Source organism: Neobacillus muris, from assembly GCF_943193175.1.
Classification (GTDB): Bacteria; Bacillota; Bacilli; order Bacillales; family Cytobacillaceae; genus Neobacillus; species Neobacillus muris.
Genome location: NZ_CALPDF010000001.1, coordinates 179,322 through 204,004, shown reverse-complemented (window position 1 = coordinate 204,004; position 24,683 = coordinate 179,322). Strand labels below are relative to the sequence as shown.

The following is a 24,683-nucleotide window of genomic DNA, read 5'->3' as shown; positions in this document are numbered from 1 at the left end:
AATTGAAAATTACGGGTGTAACTGTATATGAAGTAAAACCAAGATGGATATTCATTAAAATTTCAACAGATGAAGGTATTGATGGCTGGGGAGAAATGGTTTCAGGAACAAAAACTCGTACCGTTGTTGCTGGTTCATATGAAATGGCTGATCGCATTATTGGCAGAAATCCCTTGGAAATTGAAAAAATTTGGCAGGAGCTATATCGAGTCTTTTTTAGGGGTGGTCCAATTAATATGACCATCATCTCTGGAATTGAAATGGCCTTATGGGATGTTAAAGGTAAATATTATAATGCACCAATTTATGAATTACTAGGTGGCAGTGCCAGAGAAAAAATCAAGGTCTACTCTTGGATTGGTGGAGACCGTCCAGCAGATGTGGTTAATGATGCACAGGACCGGGTAGATCGTGGATTTGATTCTATTAAAATGAATGCAACCGAAGAACTCCACTATATAGATTCATTTAAGAAAATTGATGCAGTTGTTGAAAGAGTCGCATCCTTAAGGGAAAGATTTGGTAGAAACTTAAATATTGGCGTTGATTTTCATGGACGTGTCCATAAGGCGATGGCGAAAGTTTTAGCAAAAGAGTTGGAACCTTATCGGCCAATGTTCTTAGAGGAAGTTGTGTTACCAGAACATGAAGAGGCTTTCAAAGAAGTTGCTCAACATGTTTCTACACCACTAGCAACTGGTGAAAGACTATATACACGCTGGGGTTTCAAAAATGTATTAAATAGTGGTGTTATAGATATTATCCAACCCGATGTTGCGTTAGCCGGTGGTATTTTAGAAACACGGAAAATTATTGCAATGGCAGAATGCTATGATATTACAGCTGCACCTCATGCACCATACGGTCCCATTGCCTTAGCAGCAACTTTGCAAATAGATGTCTGCAGTCCAAACGTATTCATCCAAGAGCAATCTTTGGGAATTCACTACAATAAAGGGTTTGACCTATTGGACTTCGTTAAAAATAAGGAAATTTTCCAGTATAAGGATGGATTTGTCGACCTTCCAACAAAGCCTGGTTTAGGTCTCGAAATCGACGAAGACAAAGTAAAAGAAGTCTCTGCTGAAGGTCTATATTGGACAAACCCAAATTGGAAAAACTACGACGGTACTAAAGCTGAATGGTAATATTCTTTCTAACAAAAGACACTCTGAAAAATTTAGCTGTCCAGGGATCCTGTTATCCTAATATGTAAAATGTGAAAAAGGGAGAAGAGGACAGTCCCCCGCTCAATTAAAGCTATACTGCAGTGGGGGACAGTCCCCCAGTCAGTTAATGCTTCACCGCAGCGGGGGACTGTCCCCATAAATTCCCATAAATTTAACCTGCTATTTCGCTTGCGGTTTGGTCTGCATTGGTTGTTTTGGTGTTTTTCTTTGTAACTTTGTTGGTGAAGAATGTGATCAGGAAGGAGCAGATTAGTGCTCCGGCCATGGCGATGATGAAGCCTGCGGCGTTGTTGGATAGCAGCGGCGCCATAAAGGATGGGACATAGGCAGTCCCCCGCACATTAAATAGTCCAACTAGCAGCCCGCCAAGACCGGATGATAGAATGGCTCCGGCAAACACCATTTTGTTCGAAAACATAAATGGATAAGCGGCTTCAACAAAGGTGCCAAATCCCATATTAATTGCAAAACCAGGTGCAGCGACAGCCGCTTCGCCTTTGTCGCGCGGTGCAACAATATTGGCAAGGGTAATCCCTGCTGACACCATAACCAATCCGACCATATCGACGGCACCTAAAAAGCTGTTTCCTGTTTTCTCCATTTCCAAAAGAACAATCGGCAGAATCGCAGCATGATAGACTCCGCCAATGATGGCTGGCCAAATCAACAGACCCGCAATTAACCCAGCCAAGGTTCCATTCGTGTAGACAAGGAAATCGATTAATGTCCGAATACCGCCGCCGAGCCATAAGGCAACAGGCGCGATGAGAAAGTAAACAGCCAAACCTGAGATCAATCCAGAGATTCCTCCGGCTGCAATATTAACGGTTGTGGCAGGAAAGCGCCATTGGACGCATTTTCTAAATATGTACTGGACCAAGAGACCTGCGCATATCCCGCCAATAATTCCGCCAATAATCCCGCCTTTAACGGATAAAACACCAGCGACGATCCCGGCTACAATCGAGACATCATCAAGGTCTGCCACCTGCTTGGCTGCGACGACTGCCAGGACAACGGGCAGGGCATTAATCATCAAATCGAATACGTCACTGAGCCCGGACAACCCAGGAATCTTGCTTATCGCGAGTACCAATGCCATGGCAATAAAGCCGGGGAGGGACGATAACATCATTCCGCGCAGATTAATTCGTTTGAATGGCGAGCCGGATGCCTGTTCCAATTGGTCCTGTTTCATCGCCTTTCCAATAATCGGACGGTAAGAGACTCCAAAATGTTTGGCAAAGGAAGTCAAAAACGTCACGGCTCTTGTTCGGTTGGTGGTGCCGGTTGTCCCGGAAGTGGCAATGACGTTTACCCCTTTTGCCGCAATGGCTGCCATAGAGGTTCCGCCCGTTCCCGTAGCCGGCAGTCTTTTTTCTGCTGCTGCCGCAACCGCCTGCTTATTTGCCCCGTTTGGATCTGCGCTCATGAAAATAACGGCGTCGATTTCCTCGCTGGCAATCTTTGAAGCTATTTCTTTATCAAGCTGAGAGGCTGCCTCATTTACCTGAGCGATGGTACCTGCAGCGGTCACGGCTGGTTTTTTCGTTTGCTCATCCCAACTGTATAACTCCGCCAGTGTATCTTCTTTTATATTGTCCATCGAGGCCTTTGCGGCAATAAATTGCAGTGAGCCGCAAACCATCCCGGCCGCCTCAATCTGTAACAGCAGCTCATCTAATAGTTTTCCAGGATCTTTGCCGCCTAAATAAAATAGATTTCCCCCGCTGCTGCCAAGTATGGCAATTCTCTGTTTCGTACCAGCTTCCCCCATCTCATACACCCTTTCAACTTGTTGAATATTTTAATTTTTAAAATTGATTTACTATAATAATAAGGTAAAACTTTAATTTGTTAAAGCGTTAAATGATTTTAATGAAAAGTATCAAATAGGAACAGCCATTAACGAAGCAGGGTGGCCGAAAAATAGATTCTTTCATAATCTGCTAAATTTATAGTTTCTATATCCGATATAGGATGTTAAAGGGTTACAAAGTAATAATGATGGATGATCATAGGACGGAAGTGCCCAAATTTATTTTTCTAATAGAGGTGTAGGAAGATGTCTTTGAAGTTAGGAACAAAGATAAATTTAATATTTTTAATAATCATTCTTGCTTTTTCAGTCATCGTTGGGTCTGTGGTCTACCAGGAAATTATAAAAGGAGTGAAGGAATTTGCTGTCGAGAAAGCTAAAGGGGATTTGGGATTAGCTTATCGGTATGTGAACTACAAGTATCCAGGTGACTGGGAAGTAAAAGGAAACCAGCTTTTTAAGGGAGCTACAAAGATTAATGATAATGCTGAAATTGTGGATGCGATTGGAAAAGATACCGGGGATACTGTAACCGTTTTCCTCAAGGATACTCGAGTTACGACGAATGTGAAAAAGGATGGGAAACGATTAGTAGGAACGAAAGCATCCCAAGAGGTTGTAAACAAGGTTTTGAAAAAGGCTGAGACTTTCTATGGGGAAGCGAACGTAGAAGGAAACAACTATCAAACTGCCTATATGCCCATTAAAAATAAAAATGGGGAAGTACTGGGCATGTTTTATGTCGGGGCCTCCCAAAGCATCATTGATGAAATATTGTCATCATTCTTACTGAAATTTGTCATCGTTATGGCACTCATGATCGTGATCTCAGGCCTTTGTATTTCTTGGTTTACATTAAGGATGAAAAAACGGTTATCCGCTATTTCAAATGCCCTTCAATTAGCTGGAGAGGGCGATTTTACATCGAAAGTCATCGATTCCTCAAAGGATGAACTGGGGATCCTTTCTTCCAGCTTGAATCTGATGTCGGCTAATTTAAAGAATATGTTAAACGAGGTAAGAACTACTTCGGAAGTGGTGGCTTCCTCTTCTGAACAGTTAACGGCCAGTGCTCAGGAATCTAGCAAGGCAACCGAGTTTATTGCGGGATCCATCCAGCAGGTAGCAAGCGGCGCTGAGAACTCGACATCGAGTCTGCAGGAAAGTGCATTGGCATTAAAAGAGGTGACAGTGGGTGTTCAGTCTATTGCAGAAAATGCCTCTGTCATCACCCAAGTTAGTTCTTTGGCAACTGAAAAAGCCAAAGAAGGCGAGGTCTTTGTAGAAAAAACGGTGGAACAAATCAACGCGATAAAACGCTCTGTAAACAACAGTGGCGAGGTGATAAACATATTGGGGAAACGCTCGCTGGAGATTGGAGAAATAAGCAGAGTCATTTCTGGTATTGCGGAGCAGACGAATTTGCTGGCGTTAAATGCGGCTATTGAAGCGGCACGTGCTGGAGAGCATGGCAGAGGATTTGCTGTCGTAGCGGATGAAGTACGAAAACTGGCTGAGCAATCCCAGCAATCATCGTTGCAAATTACTGGTTTAATAAATGATATCCAGCAGGAAATGGGCCACACACATGATTCGATCGAGCAGGTGTCTGTTTCGGTAAATGATGGTCTAACCATTGTTCAACAAACGGAGCAGAGTTTCAGAGAAATCTTTCAGTTTATGGATAAATTGAACGCGCAGATTGTTGAAATGGCGGCAACAACAGAAGAAATTTCAGCAAGCGTCCAACAAGTTTCATCCAAGACAACGAGTATTGCGAGCATCTCGAACGAAGCTTCTATGCATTCACAAAGCGTGGCAGCTTCAGCTGAAGAACAACTGGCTTCAATGGAAGAGATAGCTGCTGCCACGAATTTATTATCGAAGCAGGCGGATGAACTGCAACAATTAATAAACAAGTTTAAAGTGTAAGAAGGAATCATGATAAAAAGGAAAGCTGAGCACAGCTTTCCTTTTTATCATAGTATTTTCTATCCTAACTGCCGTACTAATTTAACTTAAATTGATGAATAACATTAGTTAGATTAACAGAGCTTTCTTCTAATCTATTTACGATCGAATCTTCCAGACCGATGCTTTTTTGCTGGGCAATTACCTTCTTGTTGATTTCTGATATTCCACTTACTTCAGCTTTAAATTCTTCAGTAACTTCTTTTGCAGAATGGGATAAATCTTTTATTCTATCCATCTGGACGTTTACCTTTTCATTAATATTTTTAACATGTTCTTTTACTTCAACAAGAATGGCCTTCATATCATCGATTTTATTCATGGTTTCGACACCAAAGTCTTTTTCCTCTTTTACAATTGAAAACTGACTTTTTATATGGGTTTCTACAGTTTCAGCTTCGCTCTTTATGTTATGAATAATGGTGCTGATCTCCGAAACAGAATTTGCGCTTCTCTCCGCAATCTCGCGGACTTCCTTGGCAACGACAGAAAATCCTTTCCCATATTCACCGGCACGCGCTGCTTCAATGGAAGCGTTCAGGGCTAATATATTCGTTTGATTAGCGAATTCACCTACTAAACTTAACACCATTTCTATTTCCTTTATTTTTTCAGTGAGTTTATTGATGATCTGTAAAGATTTTTCACTGCTGTCATTAATATGGTTAATGCCTTTTAACAGATGTTCAACATGCTCAGTACTTTCTACTAGCTTATTAATCATGATATCAGAAGATTCATCAGTAAGCTGTGCCCCCTTTTGCACATCTTTCGCAATCTCTTCCGTGTTTTTTAAATTGGTTAACACTTCACCAATTAATTGATTACAGTTCCCATTGACTGTATGGATATTTTCCATTTCGCTTTTTACATCTAGTGATACCTGATTTACATTAGTGGAAATCTCTCGTAATGTTTGTACATCAAGTCCTGTTTCGCCAGCGTGAACTTCAATTTCTTTAATAATCTTTCGCAAGTTTCCTAACATTAACTGAAATGAGTTCCCCAAGCTTTCAATCTCATCGCCAGATTTCTTTAAGCTTAATTCTACATCTAAATCCCCATTAGAAACCTTTAAAACTTGTTTTTCTAAAACAGATAGGGGTTTTAAAATCAAATGCGAAAAGATCGCTCCTAATATCCCACACCAAGTTATTCCAAATAATAAAACAATTGAGATGTATAAACCTTGGCTCATTTTAATGTAGCTGGTAATATAATCTGCTAACACAAAGATAAAAAGGGCAGAGGTTAAATAGGTGATAAGCGCTACTAGGATAAACCCAATAATCATTTTCCATCTTAAACTCATTTTCATTTAAGAATCATCCTTCGTGTATTTATTTAAATACTTAATCTATTATTATTTTCGACAAAGAACGAAATAAATTTAATTTCTTTTTAAAAAAATAACAACGTAACGATTTGATTGGCGCAGAAGCTTTAAACTAATCATGATAAAAGCCGATAATTAGCTTAACAAAGGCAATAGTTAAAAATCCATTTTAGGAGGTAACGGGATGAAAAAAATGAATGCTAAGGTCGGTGACAGAATCACGTTTGAAAGAAATGGAATGGCTCATTCTGGTGTGGTTTTTAAGAGTATGGACAATAGTGTGTTAGTTGATATTCCGGATGAATCAAAGGATTATTTATCCTATACGACAGCTAAAACGGTAGTTGCTCATTCCAAGTACACGATTTTGAAATAGATCATAGGGGGATGGCTTTAATGGAACCAATGACTTGTCCAAATTGCGGGGCGGGACTAATAGAAGATGTATGGGAAAGTATACAGGATCAAGAGGATGACGGGGTAATTCTTGATGCCCTTCCAGTCTATGTGTGCGGACAAAAGTGCGGCTATATGAGACAGGTAGAAGTGATTCCCCAAGTGGCTGCCCAGCAAGGAAGCGATCGTTTGTTATTGGCCTATCCTGATGATCAAGGAAGAATACTCGATATACGTGATTCGGTCCTTTGGCCGCCGATGCCCTTGGAGTCACTTCTCGCCCGCGGATACTGGGAGGAGTATAACGGAAACCACGATATCGAACGACTGCTTGATAGTGCCCGCGATAGCCGGGCCTATGGACTTAATGCCCCGAACCTATTTAAATTTGCAACAAGTGAATTGTCACAGGACGCTTTTTTATGCTGGCTGATGTCTTGGAGCAGCCAGCTCTATCGGTCTATCGATAGGCCATTGCATGAGGCAGCAGTTGATTTTATTTCGAGGATCTTTACGGTACATCAGATTCCGGTCCCTGTCATTGAATCTATTAATATTACTCGCCAATTTCAGTCTCTTGATATTTTAGCGATCGTGAACCAACAATATGCAATTTTAATAGAGGATAAAACGTATACGAAAAATCATTCAAATCAGTTAGTCCGCTATAGTAACGCGGTGAAGGCTGAATATCCAGATTATATTCAGCTCCCTATCTATTATAAAATTGCCGATCAAAGCCATTACCGCTCTGTTGAACAGGCTGGTTATGCCCCGTTTACCCGGAGAATGATGCTAAGCCTATTGAAAAAAGGAAAAGAAAATGGAGTACAGAACCCGATTTTCATTGATTATTATAAACATCTGCAACAGCTTGACGATCGAATGATGGCCTTTCGAATTCTGCCGATAGAGGATTGGGGCAGCTATGCGTGGCAGGGATTTTATCAGGAGCTGAAGAAGAGAATACAAGGGGATTGGGGGTATGTTCCCAAGCGATCAGGAGGATTTTGGGCATTCTGGTGGAAGTCTTCATTTGATGACGGTTATTATCTGCAGCTTGAGGAACAGCGGCTCTGTGTGAAGGTTGAAACGAAGGATGGAGACATCGATAAGGAAAGGATTGAATGTATAAGAAACCAGATCATGCTGGATTCGGAAGCAAGAGGCCTTTTCTTACAGAAACCAGCCAGAATCCGCTTTGGCGAAACGATGACCATCGCTTTCCGATCAGACTATCTGCAGAGGAATGAAGATGGTACGATTGACGTAAATAGAACTATAGAGGAACTACGGAAATATTAAACGGCAGACTGCAATCAGGGAGGGAAGAAATGAATCAGGTTCATCTAATACGTTCACTTTTTCAAAATGAAGGTCTCCAAAAAACGGCGGTCACACCAATCAAACCAGCACAGATGATTTATGGGACAGTCAAAAGATTTTATCCTAATCAAACGGCTCTTATCCAAATGGGAAATCTAAAGGTAACAGCCCATGTACAGGCAGACATTTCGGAAGCAGCAGGCTATTGGTTCGAAGTGCAGCCACATCAAGGAGACGAACTCTATTTAAAAGTCATAAAGGGAAATGAATCGGGCAGCGGCCAGCCTGATGCCGCTTCAGTCTTACAGCATTTACAACTTCCTGAGACGAAACGAAACCAGCAGCTGATCGAGTTTTTTTTATCAAAAAATTTACCGCTAATGAAAGAGCAGATGCGGGAGGCGGCAAGCTGGATGAATAGCAAAACGGATTTTTCCAAGGCTTCCGCTGTAATGGAGTTTATGATCAAAAATGGGCTGCCATTTACTAAAGAGGTGTTCCAGTCGTTTTTGGCTGTTCAAGAATCTCAATCCTTCACTAGTCAATTAGAGCAGGCATCGGAGTATCTTGGAAATCCTAAACTTGCCTCATTCCAGTCGATTGAGCCCTTGAAACAAATGATAGGCCGCATTTTGGATAACGGTGATCAGCTGCAGCCTGTTCCTTCTGCGGGAGAGGCAAAAAGCATGTTGAAAGGTCTGGTGGAATCGCTGGGACTTGAATATGAAAGAGAGATAAAAATTAGGTTAGCGGGCAATCTAGAACGGCCAGCGGAATCACTTGATTCCTTAAAACCTTTGCTGATGAGTGCGATGAAGGAGTTGAAGTCGGATGGCAAGGCATTGGAGCCGATCCTGCACCGGCTAACGGGGATGCAATTAATCTCTCAAGATTATAATGGGCCTATTCAGTATATTTTGATGCAGCTGCCGATCTCCTTTGGTGGAGATTCAACTGATTTAACCATTCAGTGGAGTGGGAAGAAAACAGATAAGGGACAGCTTGATCCCAATCATTGCCGAATTGTTTTCTATTTGGAGCTTAAGAGAATCCATGACACGGTCATTGATATGCTTGTGCAAAATAAAGTAATTCAAGTTACGATTATGAACGAAACAAAAGGGATGGAAAGCGCAGTGGCAATGTTCAGGCCGATTTTAAAGGAAAAGCTAAAATCCATCGGTTACCAGCTTTCCGGTATAAAAGTGATAGAGTCATATGAAAAGAACAACAAGGAATCGAGTCAAAAGAATCCGGTAGATTTTATTCAGCAGTTTTACCAAGGGGTGGATTTGAAAGTATGACTAAGAATCTAAAAAGAACCTTACAGGCTGTTGCTCTTTCCTACGATGCCCAGACTCATGATGCACCGAAAGTAACAGCCAAAGGGAACGGAGAGCTAGCAAGCAAGATTATCGAAGCTGCAAAAGAACATAACGTTCCCATTCAAGAGGATCCTTCTTTGGTCGAACTGCTAAGCCGACTGCAAATTAATGAGGTCATTCCTGAACAATTATATCAAGCGGTAGCCGAAATTTTTGCTTTTATTTACAAGGTTGACCAAAATCTTGGGGACGGTTCAAAATCACTGAACAATACTTCTAAATGATTGGAGATTACGGTGAAGCGTTAACTGAGCGGGGGACTGTCCCCCAATACAGTGAAGCGTTAATTGAGTGTTGTCTGAATTGACCAACTCTGTTGTTGGACTGGCCGTCGTTCTGATACTAAGCCTTTTTATTCATTGATAATAAAAGGGCCTAAAAGCCGTTGCAACAGGCAAATGCAAATAAAGCCAGGAGCAGCTTCTCCTGGTTTTATCCTTGTTTCACCGCTTCCCATAATAAATCAACAATATGGATGCCCCGCATTTTTGTGCTGAGACCCTCCTTTTCGATTCCAAGCTGCATTTGCAGCAAGCACCCCGGATTGGCAGTGACGATCGTGGTAGCGTGGGTGGCCTTGGCTTGCGCCATTTTATAATCGAGCATGGCCATCGAGCTTTCCGATTCAATGATATTGTATATCCCAGCGGAGCCGCAGCAGCGCCCGGCATCTTTCATTTCTTTGTATTTCACGCCTTGTATGGATTGAAGCAAAATTCTTGGCGCAGACTCTGTTTTCATGACGTTTTTAAGATGGCAGGAATCCTGATAGGTAATGACCTGTGGCGGGAGCGCCAGTTTCACCTTCTCATGGAACCCGACCGCCACCAATATCTCGGAAATATCCTTTATTTTTTCTGTAAAAGCCTCGGCTCGTTCTTTCCATTCCAGATCGTCTTTTAGCAAATGATCATACTCGATCAAAAATGCGCCGCAGCCACCGGCATTGGTGATGATAAAATCAACCTCTAGGTCTTCAAACGCTTTGATATTCCTTTTCGCCAGCTCCTTGGCAGTCTCTTTTTCGCCGCTGTGGCCATGGAGGGCCCCGCAGCAGGTTTGGCTTGGCGGATTGACAATCTCGCAGCCAGCTAATTGCAGCAGCTTCATGGTGCTATCGTTTGTTTTTAAAAACATCGTATCCATTAAACAGCCGCTGAAAAAAGCAACCCGATGAACCTGCTGGCCAATAGCAGGCAGATGTTCCGGACGATTTTTCATTTCCTTCATGGTTGGCACTTTAGGAAGCACTTTTTCCATGGTGGCAATATGGTCAGGCAACAGCCCCAAAAAGTTGATCCTTCTTGCAAAAGTCTGCAGACCGGAGCGCTGGTAAAAGCCGAGCAATCCCGTTATGTTCCGCATGCGGTTTTGATGCGGGAATAGCCCTTCAAAAACGGTTTTCCGGATCACCCTCGCCGGCAAAGTATGCTTCTTATTTTGATTAATGATATCCCGGGCTGCTTCCAGCAAATGTCCATAATTGACGCCGGATGGGCACACCGGTTCACAGGCCCGGCAGCCGAGACAGAGGTCAAGCGAACGTTCAAAGTCTTCATCCGGTTCAATCATCCCATCGACCACGGCCTTCATTAGGGCAATCCGGCCGCGGGGAGAATGGGATTCTTTGAAGCCTGATTCAATATAGGTTGGGCAGGAGGGCAGGCAAAAGCCGCAGCGCATGCAGTTTAACAGTTCATCTTCGTCCATCCGGGCTTTGAATTGTTCTTGGATCTTGGCTTGTTCTTCTAGGGTTGTCATCTTGCTGCCACCACGCGTTTCCTTGTCTCTTTGGCAAAAACTTTGCCCGGATTCATAATATTGTTAGGGTCAAATGCTTGTTTAATCGCCTTCATGGCAGCGATTCCTTCTTTTTTCAGCTTCCATTCGAGGTAAGGGGCTTTCATCTCACCGACACCATGTTCACCGGTAATGGTGCCCCCAAGTTCAATGGCTTTTTCAAAAATCTCAGCAAAAGCCTTTTCCACCCGTTCCATTTCTTCGTGATTCCGCGAATCGGTCGCGCAGGTAGGGTGGAGGTTCCCGTCTCCTGCATGCCCAAAGGTGCAGATGGTCAGCTGATATTTTTCAGTAATTTCGTTAATCGCTTTTACCATATTGGCGATTTCCGACCTTGGAACGGTTGCATCCTCAAGGATGGTCGTCGGCGCCAACCGGGCAACGGCTGAAAGTGCGGCGCGCCGTGCTGTCCGGAGAGCATCTGCTTCAGCTTCGGTTGCGGCAATTTTGACAGAAACAGCCTTCTCCTGCTGGCAGATTTCCGCGATTTTTTGAATATCTCGTTCGACTACCTCAAGAGGTCCATCCTGCTCAATGAGGAGAACGGCCTCGACATCAGTCGGCAAGCCGATTCGGGCAAAATCCTCGACCACCTTTAATGTCGGCTGATCCAAGAACTCGAGTGTTGCTGGAATAATTTTATTGGCAATAATCTTGGATACCGATTTAGCGGCAGCGCTAAGATCGTGGTAGTGAACGAGCATTGTTTTCCGCGTCTCTGGCATTGGAATTAACTTCAGTGTGGCTTCCGTAATGACGCCAAGTGTTCCTTCCGAGCCAACCATGAGGCGGGTCAAGTCATAGCCGGCAACATCCTTTGCCAGCTTTCCGCCTGTTCGGATGATATCGCCATTCGGGAGCACGGCTTCCAGGGCGATGACATAATCACGGGTCACCCCATATTTCAGGCCGCGTAAGCCCCCGGAGTTCTCGTTGATGTTGCCGCCGATGGTCGAGATTTTCATCGAGCTTGGGTCAGGGGGATAGAACAGTCCTTTTTCCTCGACAGCGTTGATTAAGTCCAGTGTAATCAGGCCAGGTTGAACCGTGACCGTTAAATTTTCCTCATCGATTTCGAGGATTTTGTTCATATATTTAAAAAGAAGGACGATTCCGCCCTGAGTTGGGCAGGTTCCGGCACATAGATTCGTCCCCGACCCGCGCGGGACAATGGGCAGCTTATGTTCATTGCAAACCTTCAAAATCTCGGAAACTTCCTTTGTGTTTCTTGGACTGACGACTGCATCCGGAAGGGATTGAAAGTTAGGCGTGGCATCATAGGAGTAGACGAGCCTTTCAGTCTTGGAATCGGAAAAATTTTCCTCCGTGACAATGCTGATTAGTTTTTGTTTTGCTTCATTGGAAAGCATTTTGTTTTTCCTCCCAAATTATGTTCTATGAATAAATGAAAAAAACAGGTCCATGCCTGCTATGTATGAATATGTATGGATGCCGGCAATGGCTTGTAAAGTGCCGGTAAAATGGTGAACTTTGCCGCTAAACAAGTTCAATTGACAGGGGTGGCCAGAATTGGCTGCCCCTGCTCAATTTCTAAAAATCTATTAAGCTTGTTGTTGACGTCTTCTGTTAATGAAGAATAAAACAGTTCCCAAAAGGAGAACGGATAAACCAAGTGCCATAACGTTATAAGAATTTGTTGCTGTGACTGGCAGGTTATGGATGCCAGATGAAGGATTGCCTCCATTATTGGAAACATTTCCTGTCCCATTGCTGCCAGGAGCCGGATTGTTGACAGAGCCATTCCCATTGTTGGATGGGTTGCCGGTATTGTTTCCTGGATTTGCCGGGTTATTGTCGTCTCCTGGTGGATTATTGTTATCGCCATTCCCAGGATTGGCCGGATTGTCCCCATCATCTGGCTCGGAAATCACCTCATCGTTAGGACCAGGAGCCCCAACCACTGATACATTTGTAAGATTCATATTTGGATAGTAGGATGTTAAAATTTTATCAAAGCTCCAGCCCGCTGCTCCTAACTGGGAAGCACCATATTGGCTCATCCCGACACCGTGGCCGTTGCCTCCGCCATAGAACGTAACTCCCGTTTGATCGTTTATCTCAAAGCTGAAGAACGCGGATGGAAGAATCGAATAGTTGGTCAATGGTGCTGCTGTATAGTCAGAGCTTCCGCCAGTTGCCCGATACAATAAAACATTCGCGCCGCCTGTATAGGTGGACATTGGACGAATCGTAAAGCGAATATTGTATTCCTTCACAATTTTATAAGTGCCTGTGGAGCCTTCGATGACAAGCTCCATAATATTGCCGCCGTCGCCGCGCTTGGTCACATACATGTTTTTAAATTCCCCGATACCCTCAGCTGGAATCGGCTTGCTGACAAACTCGCCTGTCTCACTTTTGGTTAAAACAAAGTTCGGATCCGCGGTATATCTTCCGCCAATATTGGCATTGATGGTGTTGGCAAGCTCTTGTTTAGAGAACGAAACCTTCCATCTGAAATAGGCAGAAGTATCATCATAGCCTGTATAAGACAAGTTTTTATAAAAATTAAGGATTTCTTGCTCATTTTGTGTATCAATAGCCAGCATTTTTGTGGGATCAGCTGGATCAAATGTATAGCTTTGGGCTAAAAGGTACGGGACAACTTGTCCAGGGAAGGAACCATCGGCATCGGACCAAACCTGATGCTTGGAGGCACCGAATCCGCCTGAAGTGGAATAGTATCTGGCATCTACTAACGTACCGTCTTTTCCATACATAATTGTGCCTTTTGTTTCTTGGACGGCTTGAGCTGTAAGGGCATTTTCAGCTGAGTTGTTATAAACTTGACTCATGACGCTATCAAGGACAAAATAGCCGTCTTTTGCAAATCGGTCACCCAGGTAATCGCCCAAGGCATAGGTTCTAGCCGCAACAGCCTGTGCTTTTAGAGCACTAAGGCCAAAGGAAGCAGGCATCTCACTAGGAACTACCTGGTAGAGGTATTCTTCCAAATCAATATCGTTGATTAAGTGCAGCTTATTGCCCATGACAGACGTAATTTCAAAGCTGCCCCGATATTCAGGAACTCCTTGTGCTCTGCTAATATTGGCAACCTTAATTTTGCTGGCATCATCTGTAGAAACGTATACTCTATTTTTGGTAGAAAAGAGGTCCGTTCCATCTGCTTTTACTCCAGTAATCGTCCCATCAGCCGATCGGAAGGTGAGTAGCTCATCAGCAGCTGCCTCATAGGTTTTATCCGCAGCCTTGTCCACAATCTTAAGCCCTGTTGGGGAGCTCAATTTAATTTCATTATGTTCCATGGCCGCGAAGTTAGTTGTCATAATCCCAACTCTCATTGTTTTTACAGGTGTTAGCCCATCAATAAGAATATTGGTGATTTCATGCTGGTCATTAACGGTAACCGATACATTTTCTGCCCCTACTCTGACGTCTTTCAGAGACTTTTTATAAAGCTTGCCATCCACCTTTTGGGCGATCTGATAGTCGGCGGCCAGCTTTAAATGACCTTGGAGCTCTAATTCTAAGGTTAAATCGGCTGTATCCTTAGACATAATTTTTTCAGTAAAAATTGTTTGTGATTCTGAAGCATAGACAGTTGAATGACTGGAGAAGAAACTTAAGAAGAGAGCCGCTACTATAAAGACAATGGATACTACACTAATGAATGGACTTACTCTTTTGGTGACCATTCTATCCCCCCTGATTTAAAATAATTGACAGCGCTTTCTAGGAGAAAGTGCTTACTAGATTTGAAGCTTACCTCCTTCTATCAAACTATCATTACTGACAATTAAATTATAGGGAACTAAAATAAGTAGAGTCAACATTATATTTCATATTTTTCAAAATAATGTTGAAATTTTATTTCACAATGAACTGAAATGTAATTTTAATTTTTATAAAATTTATTGAAATATTATTTCAGATAAGTATAATTAAAGGTGTAAAAAAAAGAATGTTCTTGGGGGCTGGGCATGACATGTATGTACTTGGAATTGATGGCGGTGGAACAAAGACAAAGGGAGTGCTGGCTGACCAGTATGGAAAAGTTTATGCAAGTGAAACGGTTGGTCCAACCAATCAAAACGGTGTAGAAATCCACCTTGTGGAAAAAGAACTATCCAGATTATTTGCTTCATTAAAATTGCAAAATAGTAAAGCATTTTCAATGCTGGATACAGTTTTTGCTGGGATGTCAGGGGTCGACCGGCCTGAAGCAAGGGCAGTTATGAAAAGTATTATGGAAAAATTTGTCCCCGCCAATGTTAAGATCATCATCGATAACGATGCGGTGAATGCATTGTACGCCGGCACATTAGGGGTTCCGGGCATCGTACAAATCGCCGGCACTGGATCCATCACTTTTGGCATCAATGCCAATGGTGAACGGCAGAGAGCAGGAGGCTGGGGCTACTTAATTGATGATGAAGGGAGCGGCTACGATATCGGAAGGGCTGCCCTTAATGCCGTTTTTAAGGCGTACGACGGAAGAGGGCCGAAAACCACTCTGACCAACATGCTCCTTAAGCACTTTCAAGTCCAGGAAGTGCCAGAGCTCATCCATTTCATCTACGAACCCGGAAAATCAAGGACCGCCATAGCTCCGCTTAGCCAATATGTATCAGCTGCAGCCGATCAAAACGATGATGCGGCCAAACAAATTATTCAGCAGGCCGCAGGCAAACTCGCACAAGCCATTGGAAGCTTACGTATCAGTCTCTTTAAAGATGAAACCCAACCGGTTCAAGTGGTCATGGCAGGAGGGGTTTTTAATCGGGAAGATTTATTTGTGCCATTCATTCAGTCGAGGCTTCAGGAACAAAGCATCAATGTCCAATTGGTGAAGCCTGTAATGGAACCAGCAGGCGGTGCAATCATTGCAGGATTGTCCAGCAGCAGTCAAGTCATAGAAACAAGTTTCATAGAAAAATTAAAGCTTGATTAAAATATTAATACAAAAATAAATAAATTTTTCTGATTTTTTATTTCATCTTTTCTGGTACCTTGGTATAATGAAAATATAATGAAATAGTCGGAATGGACTAGTAAGCTGTGAGGAATAGGAGCTGCCTCAGGTGCGATATATGCCAGAGGATATACAAAGAGTACCACAATTCAGGTATCAATGGAATTCCAAAATTGGTTCTCTATTTCCAATGGCAGAGGGGCAGTTTAAACAAAAAACGGCTTCGCTGGGGAATATACAAATAGATAAAGAGATTGATTGGATTCAGGTGTAAATGGCCCGACCCTTCCCGCGAGGACAAGGGGATGGAAGCGTTTTATTTTTTAGGCTTAGGCCCATATCAGCTCTCAGGTAATCAGCTACTTCTTTTTTTTTAAGATAGCAAGAGTTTCAGCCATACTACCATGAATGGTAATCCTTTCTAAGAACGAAAAAGGTTTCCACTAAAGCAATTGGAAAGGCGTGTCGAATGTGAATGTGAACATTACTAGCTTAACAACCGAGCAGCGAAATGATCGGTCACGTAATATTGATCAGCTTTCAACGCTTGAAATTATAAGCCTTATGAATAAGGAAGACGGTACCGTTGCCGAGGCGGTCGAAAAAGCCTTGCCGCAAATTGAAGCGGCGATTGAAGCAATTTATCACACTCTAAAAAATAATGGCCGATTATTTTATGTCGGTGCCGGCACAAGCGGAAGGCTTGGGGTGCTGGATGCAGCTGAATGCCCGCCGACCTTTTGTACGCCTCCTGAGCTGGTGCAGGCGATCATCGCCGGAGGAGAATCGGCCATTTTTACAGCCGTCGAAGGGGCTGAGGATTGCCGAGAAGATGGGGCAAAGGATCTGGAGAGGAAAGGCATCACCAAATCCGATGTAGTCGTTGGAATTGCAGCAAGCGGACGGACACCCTATGTCATTGGGGCTCTGGAATATGCCCGCAGCCTTGGGGCGGTAACCGTATCGTTAGCCTGCAACCAGAACGCAGAAATCAGCCAATATGCCGACCATAAAATCGAAGTGGTCGTTGGACCGGAGATTCTGTCGGGCTCCACACGGTTAAAGTCGGCAACTGCCCAAAAAATGATTTTAAATATGCTGTCCACCACCACGATGATAAAGCTTGGCAAAATATATGACAACCTTATGGTGGATTTGCATGCCAGTAATATAAAGTTAGTCGAGAGAGCGAAGCGGATTGTGATGGAGATTACCGGGGTGGCGTATGAAGAAGCAGCAGAGGCTTTGAAGCTGACCAATCAAAAGGTGAAACCGGCTATCGTCATGCTGATGGGCGGAGTTTCTGTTGAAAGGGCAAATGAAGCCATTGAACAAGCAAACGGTTTTACCCGGAGGGCAATTGAACTGGCGAAAGAAGGGAAGTAACCATATGAACAAGCGAATTCTCGATTTTCTGCAAAATGAAATCGATCAAGAGCATATTCCTGGAGCTGTGATCCATGTTTCCTGCCAAGGTGAAACCTTACTGCAGGAAGCAGTAGGCTATCGGACCGTTTATCCTTCAAAGGAGCCGATGCAGCGGAATACGGTGTTCGATATGGCTTCCTTAACAAAAGTAATTGCCACACTGCCGATGGTGCTGAAGCTAATGGAGGCAGGGATATGGCATCTTGATGATAAAGTAGCCCGCTTCCTGCCTGATTTTGGGAGGAACGGGAAATCGGAAATTACCATCAAACATCTATTAACCCACACGTCAGGCCTTGCTGCCCATTATGAATATTTTCGCGAGAATTTGACTGCCGAACAAATTTTGGAGCGGATTTATCATGAGCAGCTAGTGGCAGGCATTGGCGAAAAGGTGATTTATAGTGACCTCGGGTTCATTACGCTATACAAATTAATTGAAACGGTGACAGGCGAACTGTTTGAAGAATATGTGAAAAGAGAGCTGTTCGACCAACTGGGTATGACGGAAACGGGGTTTTGTCCCCAGTTTGAGCGGGAACGGTATGCTGCAACAGAATACAGCAACAAATTAAACGATTATAAGCATGGAGTTGTCCATGATGAAAATACCGAAAGCATGGGCGGAATCAGCGGTCATGCCGGATTGTTCTCAACCATCCATGATTTGGCAAACTACGCATCCATGATTGAAAATGACGGCGTTTTTAACGGAAACAGGATATTATCGAAGCCATCCTTGCAGATCGCCAGAATGAACTATTCATCCTTCAGTCATGAATTCCGGGGGCTGGGCTGGGTTTTAAAAAGCCCAACCCACTCGAGCTGCGGCGACCTTTTTTCCAAAACGTCTTACGGCCATACAGGCTTTACTGGAACAAGCATCTGGTTTGACCCGGAGATTCGGCTGCATGTCATTCTGCTGACCAATCGGGTGCACTTCGGAAGAATGGATCCGATTCTCCGGCTTCGTCCTAGATTGCACAATATCATTCGGTCACAGTTCAATTGACCATGGGGGGAAATAACATGGAAAAGAAAATTCACCTTATGCTGGTTGGGGCCCATTGCGGCGACGTGGAGCTTCAAGCGGGCGCAATTGCCCATAAATATGCGAAGGCGGGACATGAGGTTACACTATTGCATTTAACAGCCGGTGAAAAAGGTACGCCTGCCGATTTAAGTGTAGAGGAATATCGTGAGCAAAAGATAAAAGAAGCGGAAAAGGCGGCCTCCGTCTTGGGCGCTAAGAGCATTACCCTTGATTACAAGGACGCGGAATTAAAGAATGACGACGAAACCATTTCCCGTGTGGCGGCCTTGTTCCGAAAGCTGAAACCAAATGTGGTGATCACCCATTGGGAAAACAGTATGCACCCTGATCATGCGCTTTGCCCTAAAATTGTTCAGGCAGCGTGGTTAAAGGCAGCTCTTCCTGGCTTTGAACTGGACGGTCTTGAACCGCATTCATTGACGAGAATGTTCCACAGTGAGAATTGGGAGGACATGGAAGGCTACATCCCCGATATTTATGTGGATGTGACAGATGAATTTGATACATACCTCGAGGCCTTATCCCAATATTGGTTCATCATGAATTCAAAGGATTTCCGGTATTACGACTATTATAAGGCACTTGGGACGATGCGAGGCTGTCTGAATCGCACCACCTATGCCCAAACATTAAAGTTTCCTACGGGAGCAAATATCAGAAGAGGACCAAGCATTCCTGGGTTTGATCTTTAAAAAGGAGGCGCCAAATTTTGAATAGCAGTGAATTGCGCAAAAGAATCGGACAGTTGTTGGTCGTGGGTTTTAAAGGAACAACTGCTTCTGAAGAAATCAAAGAATTGATCAGGGAACACCATGTTGGAGGGATCATCCTGTTTGGACGGAACATTGGAACCCCTCAAGAAATCTTAAATCTGACAAATGAGCTGCAAGCAGAAGCAAAGAATGCAGGGCATCAACGGCCGCTCCTGATTTGCATCGACCAGGAAAACGGAGTGGTCCGCCGGCTTGGCGAAGGGGCAACGATCTTCCCCGGGGCTATGCTCCTGGGTGCCACAGACCATCCAGAAAACGCCTATCAGGCTGGCTTAGCTACCGGAAAGGAGCTAAAAGCCTTGGGCATCAATTGGAATTTGGCACCTGTGCTTGATGTGAATAATAATCCCGAAAATCCCGTCATTGGGGTCCGGTCGTTTGGCGAGTCGCCCGGAAAGGTCAGCCTATTTGGAAAAATGGCAATGAAAGGCATGCAGGATGCTGGCGTAATTACCACCTTAAAGCATTTTCCGGGCCACGGGGATACCAATGTCGATTCGCATCTCGATCTTCCGGTCATTTCACATGATATGGAAAGGCTGCAGAAGGTTGAATTAAAGCCTTTTATTGAAAGCATTCAAGCAGGTGCCGATACCGTTATGTCCGCCCATGTGTATTTTCCTGCCATTGAGAGCACACCTGGAGTGCCCGCCACTTTATCGAAAAAGGTTATCACGGGACTTCTCCGGGAACAGCTTGGTTTTGACGGGGTTGTCACGACTGATTGCATGGAAATGAATGCCATCGCCAATACTATCGGAACCGCAGCCGGCGGTGTGGCAGCGATCAAGGCGGGGGTGGATCTGGTCATGGTTTCTCATCTGCACCATCTGCAGAAGGCCACCATCGATGCGATTGCCGCGGCAGTGGAAGCAGGAGATATCGACGAAGCGGTCATTGAGGCGGCGGGAAAACGTGTTGAAAGATTAAAGGATCAATATATTCGTTGGGATGAGCTGAACTTGGAAAAGGAGGCGCCCGTTCCTTCCGTAGTTGGCTGCAGCGAGCATGGGCAATTGGCTGACGAGATTTATCGGCAAGGAATCACCATTGTGAAAAATAATAAGATTTTGCCGTTGCAGCCAAGCGACGGCCAAAAAGTCCTCGTTGTTTATTCAGAAAATAAATACACCATGCAAGTGGAGGATCAGCGCTACTCTTCGATGCACCTTGGCCGGGCCATCCGGGAAATTGATCCTGAAGCGGAAGTTATTGAGCTATCCAATCCGGCAACAGACGAAGAAATCGAAGCGGCAGCCGTGAAAGCCAAGGATTTTGACGTCATCCTCATCGGCACCTTAACTGCCAAGCCGGGCGATGCTCAAGTCAAGCTGGTGGAAAAACTGTACGGAACAGGCGTGCCGGTTGTCGTTGTGGCGACAAGAAGTCCGTATGATTTGGCGTATTTGCCTGATGTCCATGGGTATATTTGTACCTACGAATTCCCATATCCCGCTCTTAAAATGGCCTCCAAAGCAATATACGGCATGGAAGAAGTGACAGGCAGGCTGCCAGTGACGATACCAGTAAGATAGAATTTTTTGAATATTAGAAAATAATGTCATTTCCTAGGGAATAATTGACGGGAAACTTCGGGTAATATCAAAAAATGCCGAAGGGAGGTCAGGAATGTGGAAAAGAATCAAGGTGAAAAACTGGTTATCGGGCTGATGTCGGGAACTTCCCTAGATGGGATTGATGCTGCATTGGTATCCATTAAGGAGGATACCGATGGCATTCAACTGAAGCTGCTGCATTTTGCCACACTGCCGTTTACAGTAGGGCTGAGGGACAAGATCTTAAGTCTGTGCGACCCAAACCAAGCTAGAATCGAAGATATATCAGCCATGAACATGCTGCTTGGCGAGCAATTTGCAGGTGCAGCAAAAAAAGTCGCTGCGGAGGCAAACCGGCCGATGGATGAGATCGATCTGATCAGTTCCCATGGCCAAACGATTTTCCATCAGCCCGAACAGGTGAAAATCGCGGGATTTCCCGTAACTTCCACACTGCAGATCGGCGACATTAGCGTGATCGCCGAACGCACTGGTGTCATGACCGTTGGCGACTTCAGGACGAGGGACATGGCCGTGGGCGGACAGGGGGCTCCATTGGTCCCTTATGCCGATCATCTGTTATTTCGGAAAAAAGAATTTGGGCGTGTTCTCGTCAACATTGGCGGTATCGCCAATATCACCGTTTTACCTCCAGAAAACAGCGGGAGGTCCGTCCTGGCGTTTGATACGGGACCAGGCAATATGATCATCGATGCCTTTGCCGGCTGGGCAACGAATGGAAAGCAAACCTTCGATGAAAATGGCGCCATCGCGGCTAGCGGAAAAGTGGATGAAAAATGGCTCTTGGAGCTGCTCACCCATGATCATTACAAGCAGCCCCCGCCTAAAAGCACGGGCAGGGAATTGTTTGGAATCAAATATGCCCGAACATTATGGGAAGCATCAAGCCTCTCGGCTGCCGATAAGCTGGCCACAATCACGGAGCTAACGGCGCGGACGCTTAGTTCCGATATTGTAAGATTAATAGAAAGTCATCAGATTAAAGAAGTATTTGTAAGCGGCGGGGGGTGGCATAACCGTACTTTAATGAACCGGTTAACAAGCCACTTGCCCGATTCTATAAGAATAGGCAGCACGGATGATCTTGGAATTCCGGGAGATGCGAAGGAAGCAGCCGTGTTTGCCCTGCTGGGGCACCAATGTTTAATGAAACGCACCAATAATCTGCCGGCTGCTACAGGAGCGAAAAAACCAGTCATCATGGGGAAAATCGCCTGGTAGCAGCGCAGCTGGGATACGGAAAGGAGGCGAGGGCCGGAGCTAAAACGGCGATGTGTTGCTCTGTAATAAAATGCGAACCAATTTTTTTCAATTGTGATTAAGGGGGAAAATTCAATGAAGAAAATGCTTAGCCTTTTTCTTGCGGGTATGTTGTCTGTTGGGACATTAGCAGCATGCAGTAGTGACAAAGAAGCTTCAAAAGAAACGGACAGCGGCAAAGATTGGACGGGCACGATTACCGTTTGGGATGGTCCGCGCTGGCCGGATGACAAAGATAATAAATACCACTGGATGGAAGAAAAAATCAAGGAATTCGAAGCAGAACATAAAGGAGTGAAAGTGGAGCTTGTTCAAGTTCCATGGGCCGAACTTCCGAACAAACTAGGTGTCTCGATTGCTGGAAAGTCCTGGCCTGATATTGCGCCAGTAGACATTAGCGGCAGTGCGGTCAGCATCGACCAAATTGATCAAGGCGTTCTCGAATCGGTTGATGATCTTTATACAAAAGATGAATTAAAGGATTTCTATCCGAATGCTCTTGATGCCTACACCTATGATGGCAAGCTATACGGCATTCCAAACTCCATGACCGTTCATACGATGCTGCTGAATCTTGATTTGTTCAAAGAGCGCGGCGTGGAACCGCCAAAAAATGGCGAGTGGACTTGGGATGAATTCCTTGATACAGCAGAGAAATTGACCTTTGACCGTGATGGCGATGGCAAAACAGATGTATACGGCTTTTCCACTTACATTCTGCCGGGCTACTATGAAGCATGGCCATTCTTCTATATTGATGGCGGAGCTCCGTTAAATAAAGATATGACGAAATTTACCTTTAATGATCCTAAAGCAGTTAACGCAATTCAACGCTTGGCTGATTTGAAATTAAAAGACAAGGTTTCTCCTGAATCCTCAGGCGGAGCAGATGTTGGCGGCACGTTCCAAGCATGGGCCAATGCGGAACAAAGAACCGTTGCTATGCAGCCATGGGCAACATGGGCGATCAGTTCAGCACAAGGCAAATATCCAACCAATTTCACGGTTGCTAACTATCCAACAGGTAAATCCGGCAAACCAGTCACAATCGGCGGTGTAGGCGGATGGACGATGTTCCACCAGGAAGATGCCGGCAAGAAGAAAATGGTTGGCGAATTCATGAAGTTTATCAATACAACGGATGAGCAATTCACAATGGCAACAGAATATGGTACATTCCCAGCACGAATCAGCACAGCGGAAAAAGATCCATATAAAGACAATCCACAAATGGCACGCGCGATGGAAATGTCTGAACAAGCTGTGATGCTTCCACGCCATCCAGAATGGAAAAAAATTGATGAAGCGATTCAAACCGAGCTTCAACTCGTATTCAATGGTGAAAAGACAGCCAAACAAGCCATGGACGATGCGAAAACGAAAGTGGATGAGCTGCTGAAATAAGCAGCAATTAGCTTGGCAGGCCCTAAAGAAGTGTGGGGCTTGCCAGGTTTCAATCAAGATAGGGGGAGTTAATTTGAAACCCGTTCAACATGCGGCCAATGCAGCCAATCCAGTTGATTTTGCCAAAAAAACTTCATTATTTACCCAAATCAAAAAGAATTATTCCGCCTACCTATTCCTGCTTCCAAAATTAATCCTGTTTGTAGCATTTATTGCGATACCAGTGGTATGGGCATTCGTATTATCCTTCCAGGAATATAAAATTTTTGGGAGTGAATGGGCCGGCTTTGATAACTATGTGAAAGTCTTTCAAAGCAGTGCCTTTTACGATGCGTTAAAGAATACGTTTGTCTTTACCTTAGTGACGGTACCTTTTAATGTAATCAGTGCACTCATTATTGCCTCTCTCATTCATCCGCTTGGAAAATGGTCACAAAGCTTCTTCCGGGGAGCCTTTTATCTGCCGACCGTCACCTCCATGGTTATTGTGGCGATGGTTTGGCGCTGGATGTATAACTATGATTTTGGATTATTCAACTATGTCCTGGGCTGGTTTGGCATGGATCCAGTTAACTGGTTAGGACAAACCTCAACTGCGCTTTGGTCGCTGATTATCATGCAATGTTTAATTCCATTTGGAGTGGGGATTATATTATACTTGGCCGCGATGGGGTCAATCTCGAACTCGCTATATGAAGCAGCCACGATTGACGGGGCCAATGGCTTTCAAAAATGGCTTCATATCACCATCCCATTACTCAAGCCTACGACACTCTATTTAGTTTTATTAAGCACGATTGGTTCCTTCCAAGTATTTACACAGATTATCATGATGACCGGCGGCGGTCCAGGCACGTCGACAGAAACACTTGTCCATCTCATTTATAAGACAGGTTTCCGTGATTTCGAGTTTGGCTATGCGTCGGCACAATCGATCGTTTTATTCTTTATTATTTTAATCTTTTCGATTATTCAATTCCGCGTACTTCGGTATGATGACTAGGGGGAAA

General features: G+C 44.3%; 20 protein-coding genes. 15 read left to right on the top strand and 5 right to left on the bottom strand.

The window, feature by feature from the left end:
• Positions 1–2 precede the first annotated feature (2 nt).
• Complete coding sequence (gene dgoD, locus NFS43_RS00910; RefSeq protein WP_251548878.1) at positions 3–1,148, top strand: galactonate dehydratase; 1,146 nt, start codon at positions 3–5, stop codon at positions 1,146–1,148.
• A gap of 193 nt (positions 1,149–1,341) precedes the next feature.
• On the opposite strand, the gene NFS43_RS00905 is transcribed toward dgoD, so the two are convergent.
• On the bottom strand, positions 1,342–2,967 hold the full coding sequence (locus NFS43_RS00905) for a PTS sugar transporter (RefSeq protein ID WP_251548877.1): 1,626 nt from the start codon (positions 2,965–2,967) through the stop codon (positions 1,342–1,344).
• Between the two features lie 288 nt (positions 2,968–3,255).
• Here NFS43_RS00905 and NFS43_RS00900 point away from each other — a divergent pair, with 288 nt between their 5' ends.
• Positions 3,256–4,941 (top strand): methyl-accepting chemotaxis protein, encoded by a 1,686-nt coding sequence (locus NFS43_RS00900; RefSeq protein ID WP_251548876.1) that lies wholly within the window; start codon positions 3,256–3,258, stop codon positions 4,939–4,941.
• A 76-nt stretch (positions 4,942–5,017) separates the two neighbouring features.
• Here NFS43_RS00900 and NFS43_RS00895 read toward each other — a convergent pair whose 3' ends face one another.
• A complete protein-coding gene (locus tag NFS43_RS00895) occupies positions 5,018–6,298 on the bottom strand; it encodes a methyl-accepting chemotaxis protein (protein WP_251548875.1) in 1,281 nt (426 codons plus the stop codon).
• Positions 6,299–6,500: 202 nt separating this feature from the next.
• On the opposite strand from NFS43_RS00895, the gene NFS43_RS00890 reads away from it, so the two are divergent.
• From NFS43_RS00890 to NFS43_RS00875, 4 genes are read left to right on the top strand one after another with little or no spacing between them, the layout of a single operon-like run.
• Positions 6,501–6,692, top strand: coding sequence for a DUF2187 family protein (locus tag NFS43_RS00890; RefSeq protein WP_251548874.1), 192 nt, complete (start codon positions 6,501–6,503; stop codon positions 6,690–6,692).
• 20 nt (positions 6,693–6,712) lie between these two features.
• On the top strand, positions 6,713–8,017 hold the full coding sequence (locus NFS43_RS00885) for a PD-(D/E)XK nuclease family protein (RefSeq protein WP_251548873.1): 1,305 nt from the start codon (positions 6,713–6,715) through the stop codon (positions 8,015–8,017).
• Positions 8,018–8,046: 29 nt separating this feature from the next.
• Complete coding sequence (locus tag NFS43_RS00880; protein ID WP_251548872.1) at positions 8,047–9,342, top strand: hypothetical protein; 1,296 nt, start codon at positions 8,047–8,049, stop codon at positions 9,340–9,342.
• Positions 9,339–9,647, top strand: a complete 309-nt coding sequence (locus NFS43_RS00875; RefSeq protein WP_251548871.1) for an EscU/YscU/HrcU family type III secretion system export apparatus switch protein — start codon at positions 9,339–9,341, stop codon at positions 9,645–9,647. The genes NFS43_RS00880 and NFS43_RS00875 overlap by 4 nt, the downstream gene beginning before the upstream one ends.
• 208 nt (positions 9,648–9,855) lie before the next feature.
• Here NFS43_RS00875 and NFS43_RS00870 read toward each other — a convergent pair whose 3' ends face one another.
• The 3 genes from NFS43_RS00870 to NFS43_RS00860 all read right to left on the bottom strand — a co-directional run bounded on the left by NFS43_RS00870 (position 9,856) and on the right by NFS43_RS00860 (position 14,900).
• On the bottom strand, positions 9,856–11,184 hold the full coding sequence (locus tag NFS43_RS00870; protein ID WP_251548870.1) for a (Fe-S)-binding protein: 1,329 nt from the start codon (positions 11,182–11,184) through the stop codon (positions 9,856–9,858).
• Positions 11,181–12,593 (bottom strand): glycolate oxidase subunit GlcD, encoded by a 1,413-nt coding sequence (glcD, locus tag NFS43_RS00865; RefSeq protein WP_251548869.1) that lies wholly within the window; start codon positions 12,591–12,593, stop codon positions 11,181–11,183. Before glcD ends, NFS43_RS00870 begins: the two co-directional genes overlap by 4 nt.
• Positions 12,594–12,785: 192 nt before the next feature.
• Positions 12,786–14,900, bottom strand: a complete 2,115-nt coding sequence (locus tag NFS43_RS00860; RefSeq protein ID WP_251548868.1) for a SpoIID/LytB domain-containing protein — start codon at positions 14,898–14,900, stop codon at positions 12,786–12,788.
• Between the two features lie 290 nt (positions 14,901–15,190).
• On the opposite strand from NFS43_RS00860, the gene NFS43_RS00855 reads away from it, so the two are divergent.
• The 9 genes from NFS43_RS00855 to NFS43_RS00815 all read left to right on the top strand — a co-directional run bounded on the left by NFS43_RS00855 (position 15,191) and on the right by NFS43_RS00815 (position 24,676).
• Positions 15,191–16,156 (top strand): BadF/BadG/BcrA/BcrD ATPase family protein, encoded by a 966-nt coding sequence (locus NFS43_RS00855; protein WP_251548867.1) that lies wholly within the window; start codon positions 15,191–15,193, stop codon positions 16,154–16,156.
• Between the two features lie 130 nt (positions 16,157–16,286).
• A complete protein-coding gene (locus NFS43_RS00850) occupies positions 16,287–16,451 on the top strand; it encodes a hypothetical protein (RefSeq protein ID WP_251548865.1) in 165 nt (54 codons plus the stop codon).
• A 188-nt stretch (positions 16,452–16,639) separates the two neighbouring features.
• Entirely contained in the window at positions 16,640–17,563 is a 924-nt protein-coding gene (gene murQ, locus NFS43_RS00845) for an N-acetylmuramic acid 6-phosphate etherase (RefSeq protein ID WP_251548863.1), read from the top strand.
• A gap of 4 nt (positions 17,564–17,567) precedes the next feature.
• On the top strand, positions 17,568–18,617 hold the full coding sequence (locus tag NFS43_RS00840) for a serine hydrolase domain-containing protein (RefSeq protein WP_251548862.1): 1,050 nt from the start codon (positions 17,568–17,570) through the stop codon (positions 18,615–18,617).
• Positions 18,618–18,634: 17 nt separating this feature from the next.
• The gene (locus NFS43_RS00835; RefSeq protein WP_251548860.1) at positions 18,635–19,351 is read left to right on the top strand and encodes a PIG-L deacetylase family protein; all 717 of its coding nucleotides are present in this window, start codon (positions 18,635–18,637) and stop codon (positions 19,349–19,351) included.
• Positions 19,352–19,368: 17 nt separating this feature from the next.
• Positions 19,369–20,967, top strand: a complete 1,599-nt coding sequence (gene nagZ, locus NFS43_RS00830) for a beta-N-acetylhexosaminidase (RefSeq protein ID WP_251548858.1) — start codon at positions 19,369–19,371, stop codon at positions 20,965–20,967.
• A gap of 96 nt (positions 20,968–21,063) precedes the next feature.
• A complete protein-coding gene (locus tag NFS43_RS00825) occupies positions 21,064–22,230 on the top strand; it encodes an anhydro-N-acetylmuramic acid kinase (protein WP_251548856.1) in 1,167 nt (388 codons plus the stop codon).
• Positions 22,231–22,344: 114 nt separating this feature from the next.
• The gene (locus NFS43_RS00820; RefSeq protein ID WP_251548854.1) at positions 22,345–23,673 is read left to right on the top strand and encodes an ABC transporter substrate-binding protein; all 1,329 of its coding nucleotides are present in this window, start codon (positions 22,345–22,347) and stop codon (positions 23,671–23,673) included.
• A 73-nt stretch (positions 23,674–23,746) separates the two neighbouring features.
• Positions 23,747–24,676, top strand: coding sequence for a carbohydrate ABC transporter permease (locus NFS43_RS00815; protein WP_251548852.1), 930 nt, complete (start codon positions 23,747–23,749; stop codon positions 24,674–24,676).
• Positions 24,677–24,683: the final 7 nt, after the last annotated feature.

Excerpts from the sequence above, each read along its gene's own strand:
- NFS43_RS00875 (WP_251548871.1), top strand. The coding sequence starts at position 9,339 with ATGACTAAGAATCTAAAAAGAACCTTACAGGCTGTTGCTCTTTCCTAC.
- NFS43_RS00895 (WP_251548875.1), bottom strand. The coding sequence starts at position 6,298 with ATGAAAATGAGTTTAAGATGGAAAATGATTATTGGGTTTATCCTAGTA.
- NFS43_RS00885 (WP_251548873.1), top strand. The coding sequence starts at position 6,713 with ATGGAACCAATGACTTGTCCAAATTGCGGGGCGGGACTAATAGAAGAT.
- NFS43_RS00900 (WP_251548876.1), top strand. The coding sequence starts at position 3,256 with ATGTCTTTGAAGTTAGGAACAAAGATAAATTTAATATTTTTAATAATC.
- glcD (WP_251548869.1), bottom strand. The coding sequence starts at position 12,593 with ATGCTTTCCAATGAAGCAAAACAAAAACTAATCAGCATTGTCACGGAG.
- NFS43_RS00890 (WP_251548874.1), top strand. The coding sequence starts at position 6,501 with ATGAAAAAAATGAATGCTAAGGTCGGTGACAGAATCACGTTTGAAAGA.
- NFS43_RS00840 (WP_251548862.1), top strand. The coding sequence starts at position 17,568 with ATGAACAAGCGAATTCTCGATTTTCTGCAAAATGAAATCGATCAAGAG.
- NFS43_RS00835 (WP_251548860.1), top strand. The coding sequence starts at position 18,635 with ATGGAAAAGAAAATTCACCTTATGCTGGTTGGGGCCCATTGCGGCGAC.
- NFS43_RS00860 (WP_251548868.1), bottom strand. The coding sequence starts at position 14,900 with ATGGTCACCAAAAGAGTAAGTCCATTCATTAGTGTAGTATCCATTGTC.
- NFS43_RS00820 (WP_251548854.1), top strand. The coding sequence starts at position 22,345 with ATGAAGAAAATGCTTAGCCTTTTTCTTGCGGGTATGTTGTCTGTTGGG.
- NFS43_RS00855 (WP_251548867.1), top strand. The coding sequence starts at position 15,191 with ATGTATGTACTTGGAATTGATGGCGGTGGAACAAAGACAAAGGGAGTG.
- NFS43_RS00905 (WP_251548877.1), bottom strand. The coding sequence starts at position 2,967 with ATGGGGGAAGCTGGTACGAAACAGAGAATTGCCATACTTGGCAGCAGC.
- NFS43_RS00870 (WP_251548870.1), bottom strand. The coding sequence starts at position 11,184 with ATGACAACCCTAGAAGAACAAGCCAAGATCCAAGAACAATTCAAAGCC.
- NFS43_RS00880 (WP_251548872.1), top strand. The coding sequence starts at position 8,047 with ATGAATCAGGTTCATCTAATACGTTCACTTTTTCAAAATGAAGGTCTC.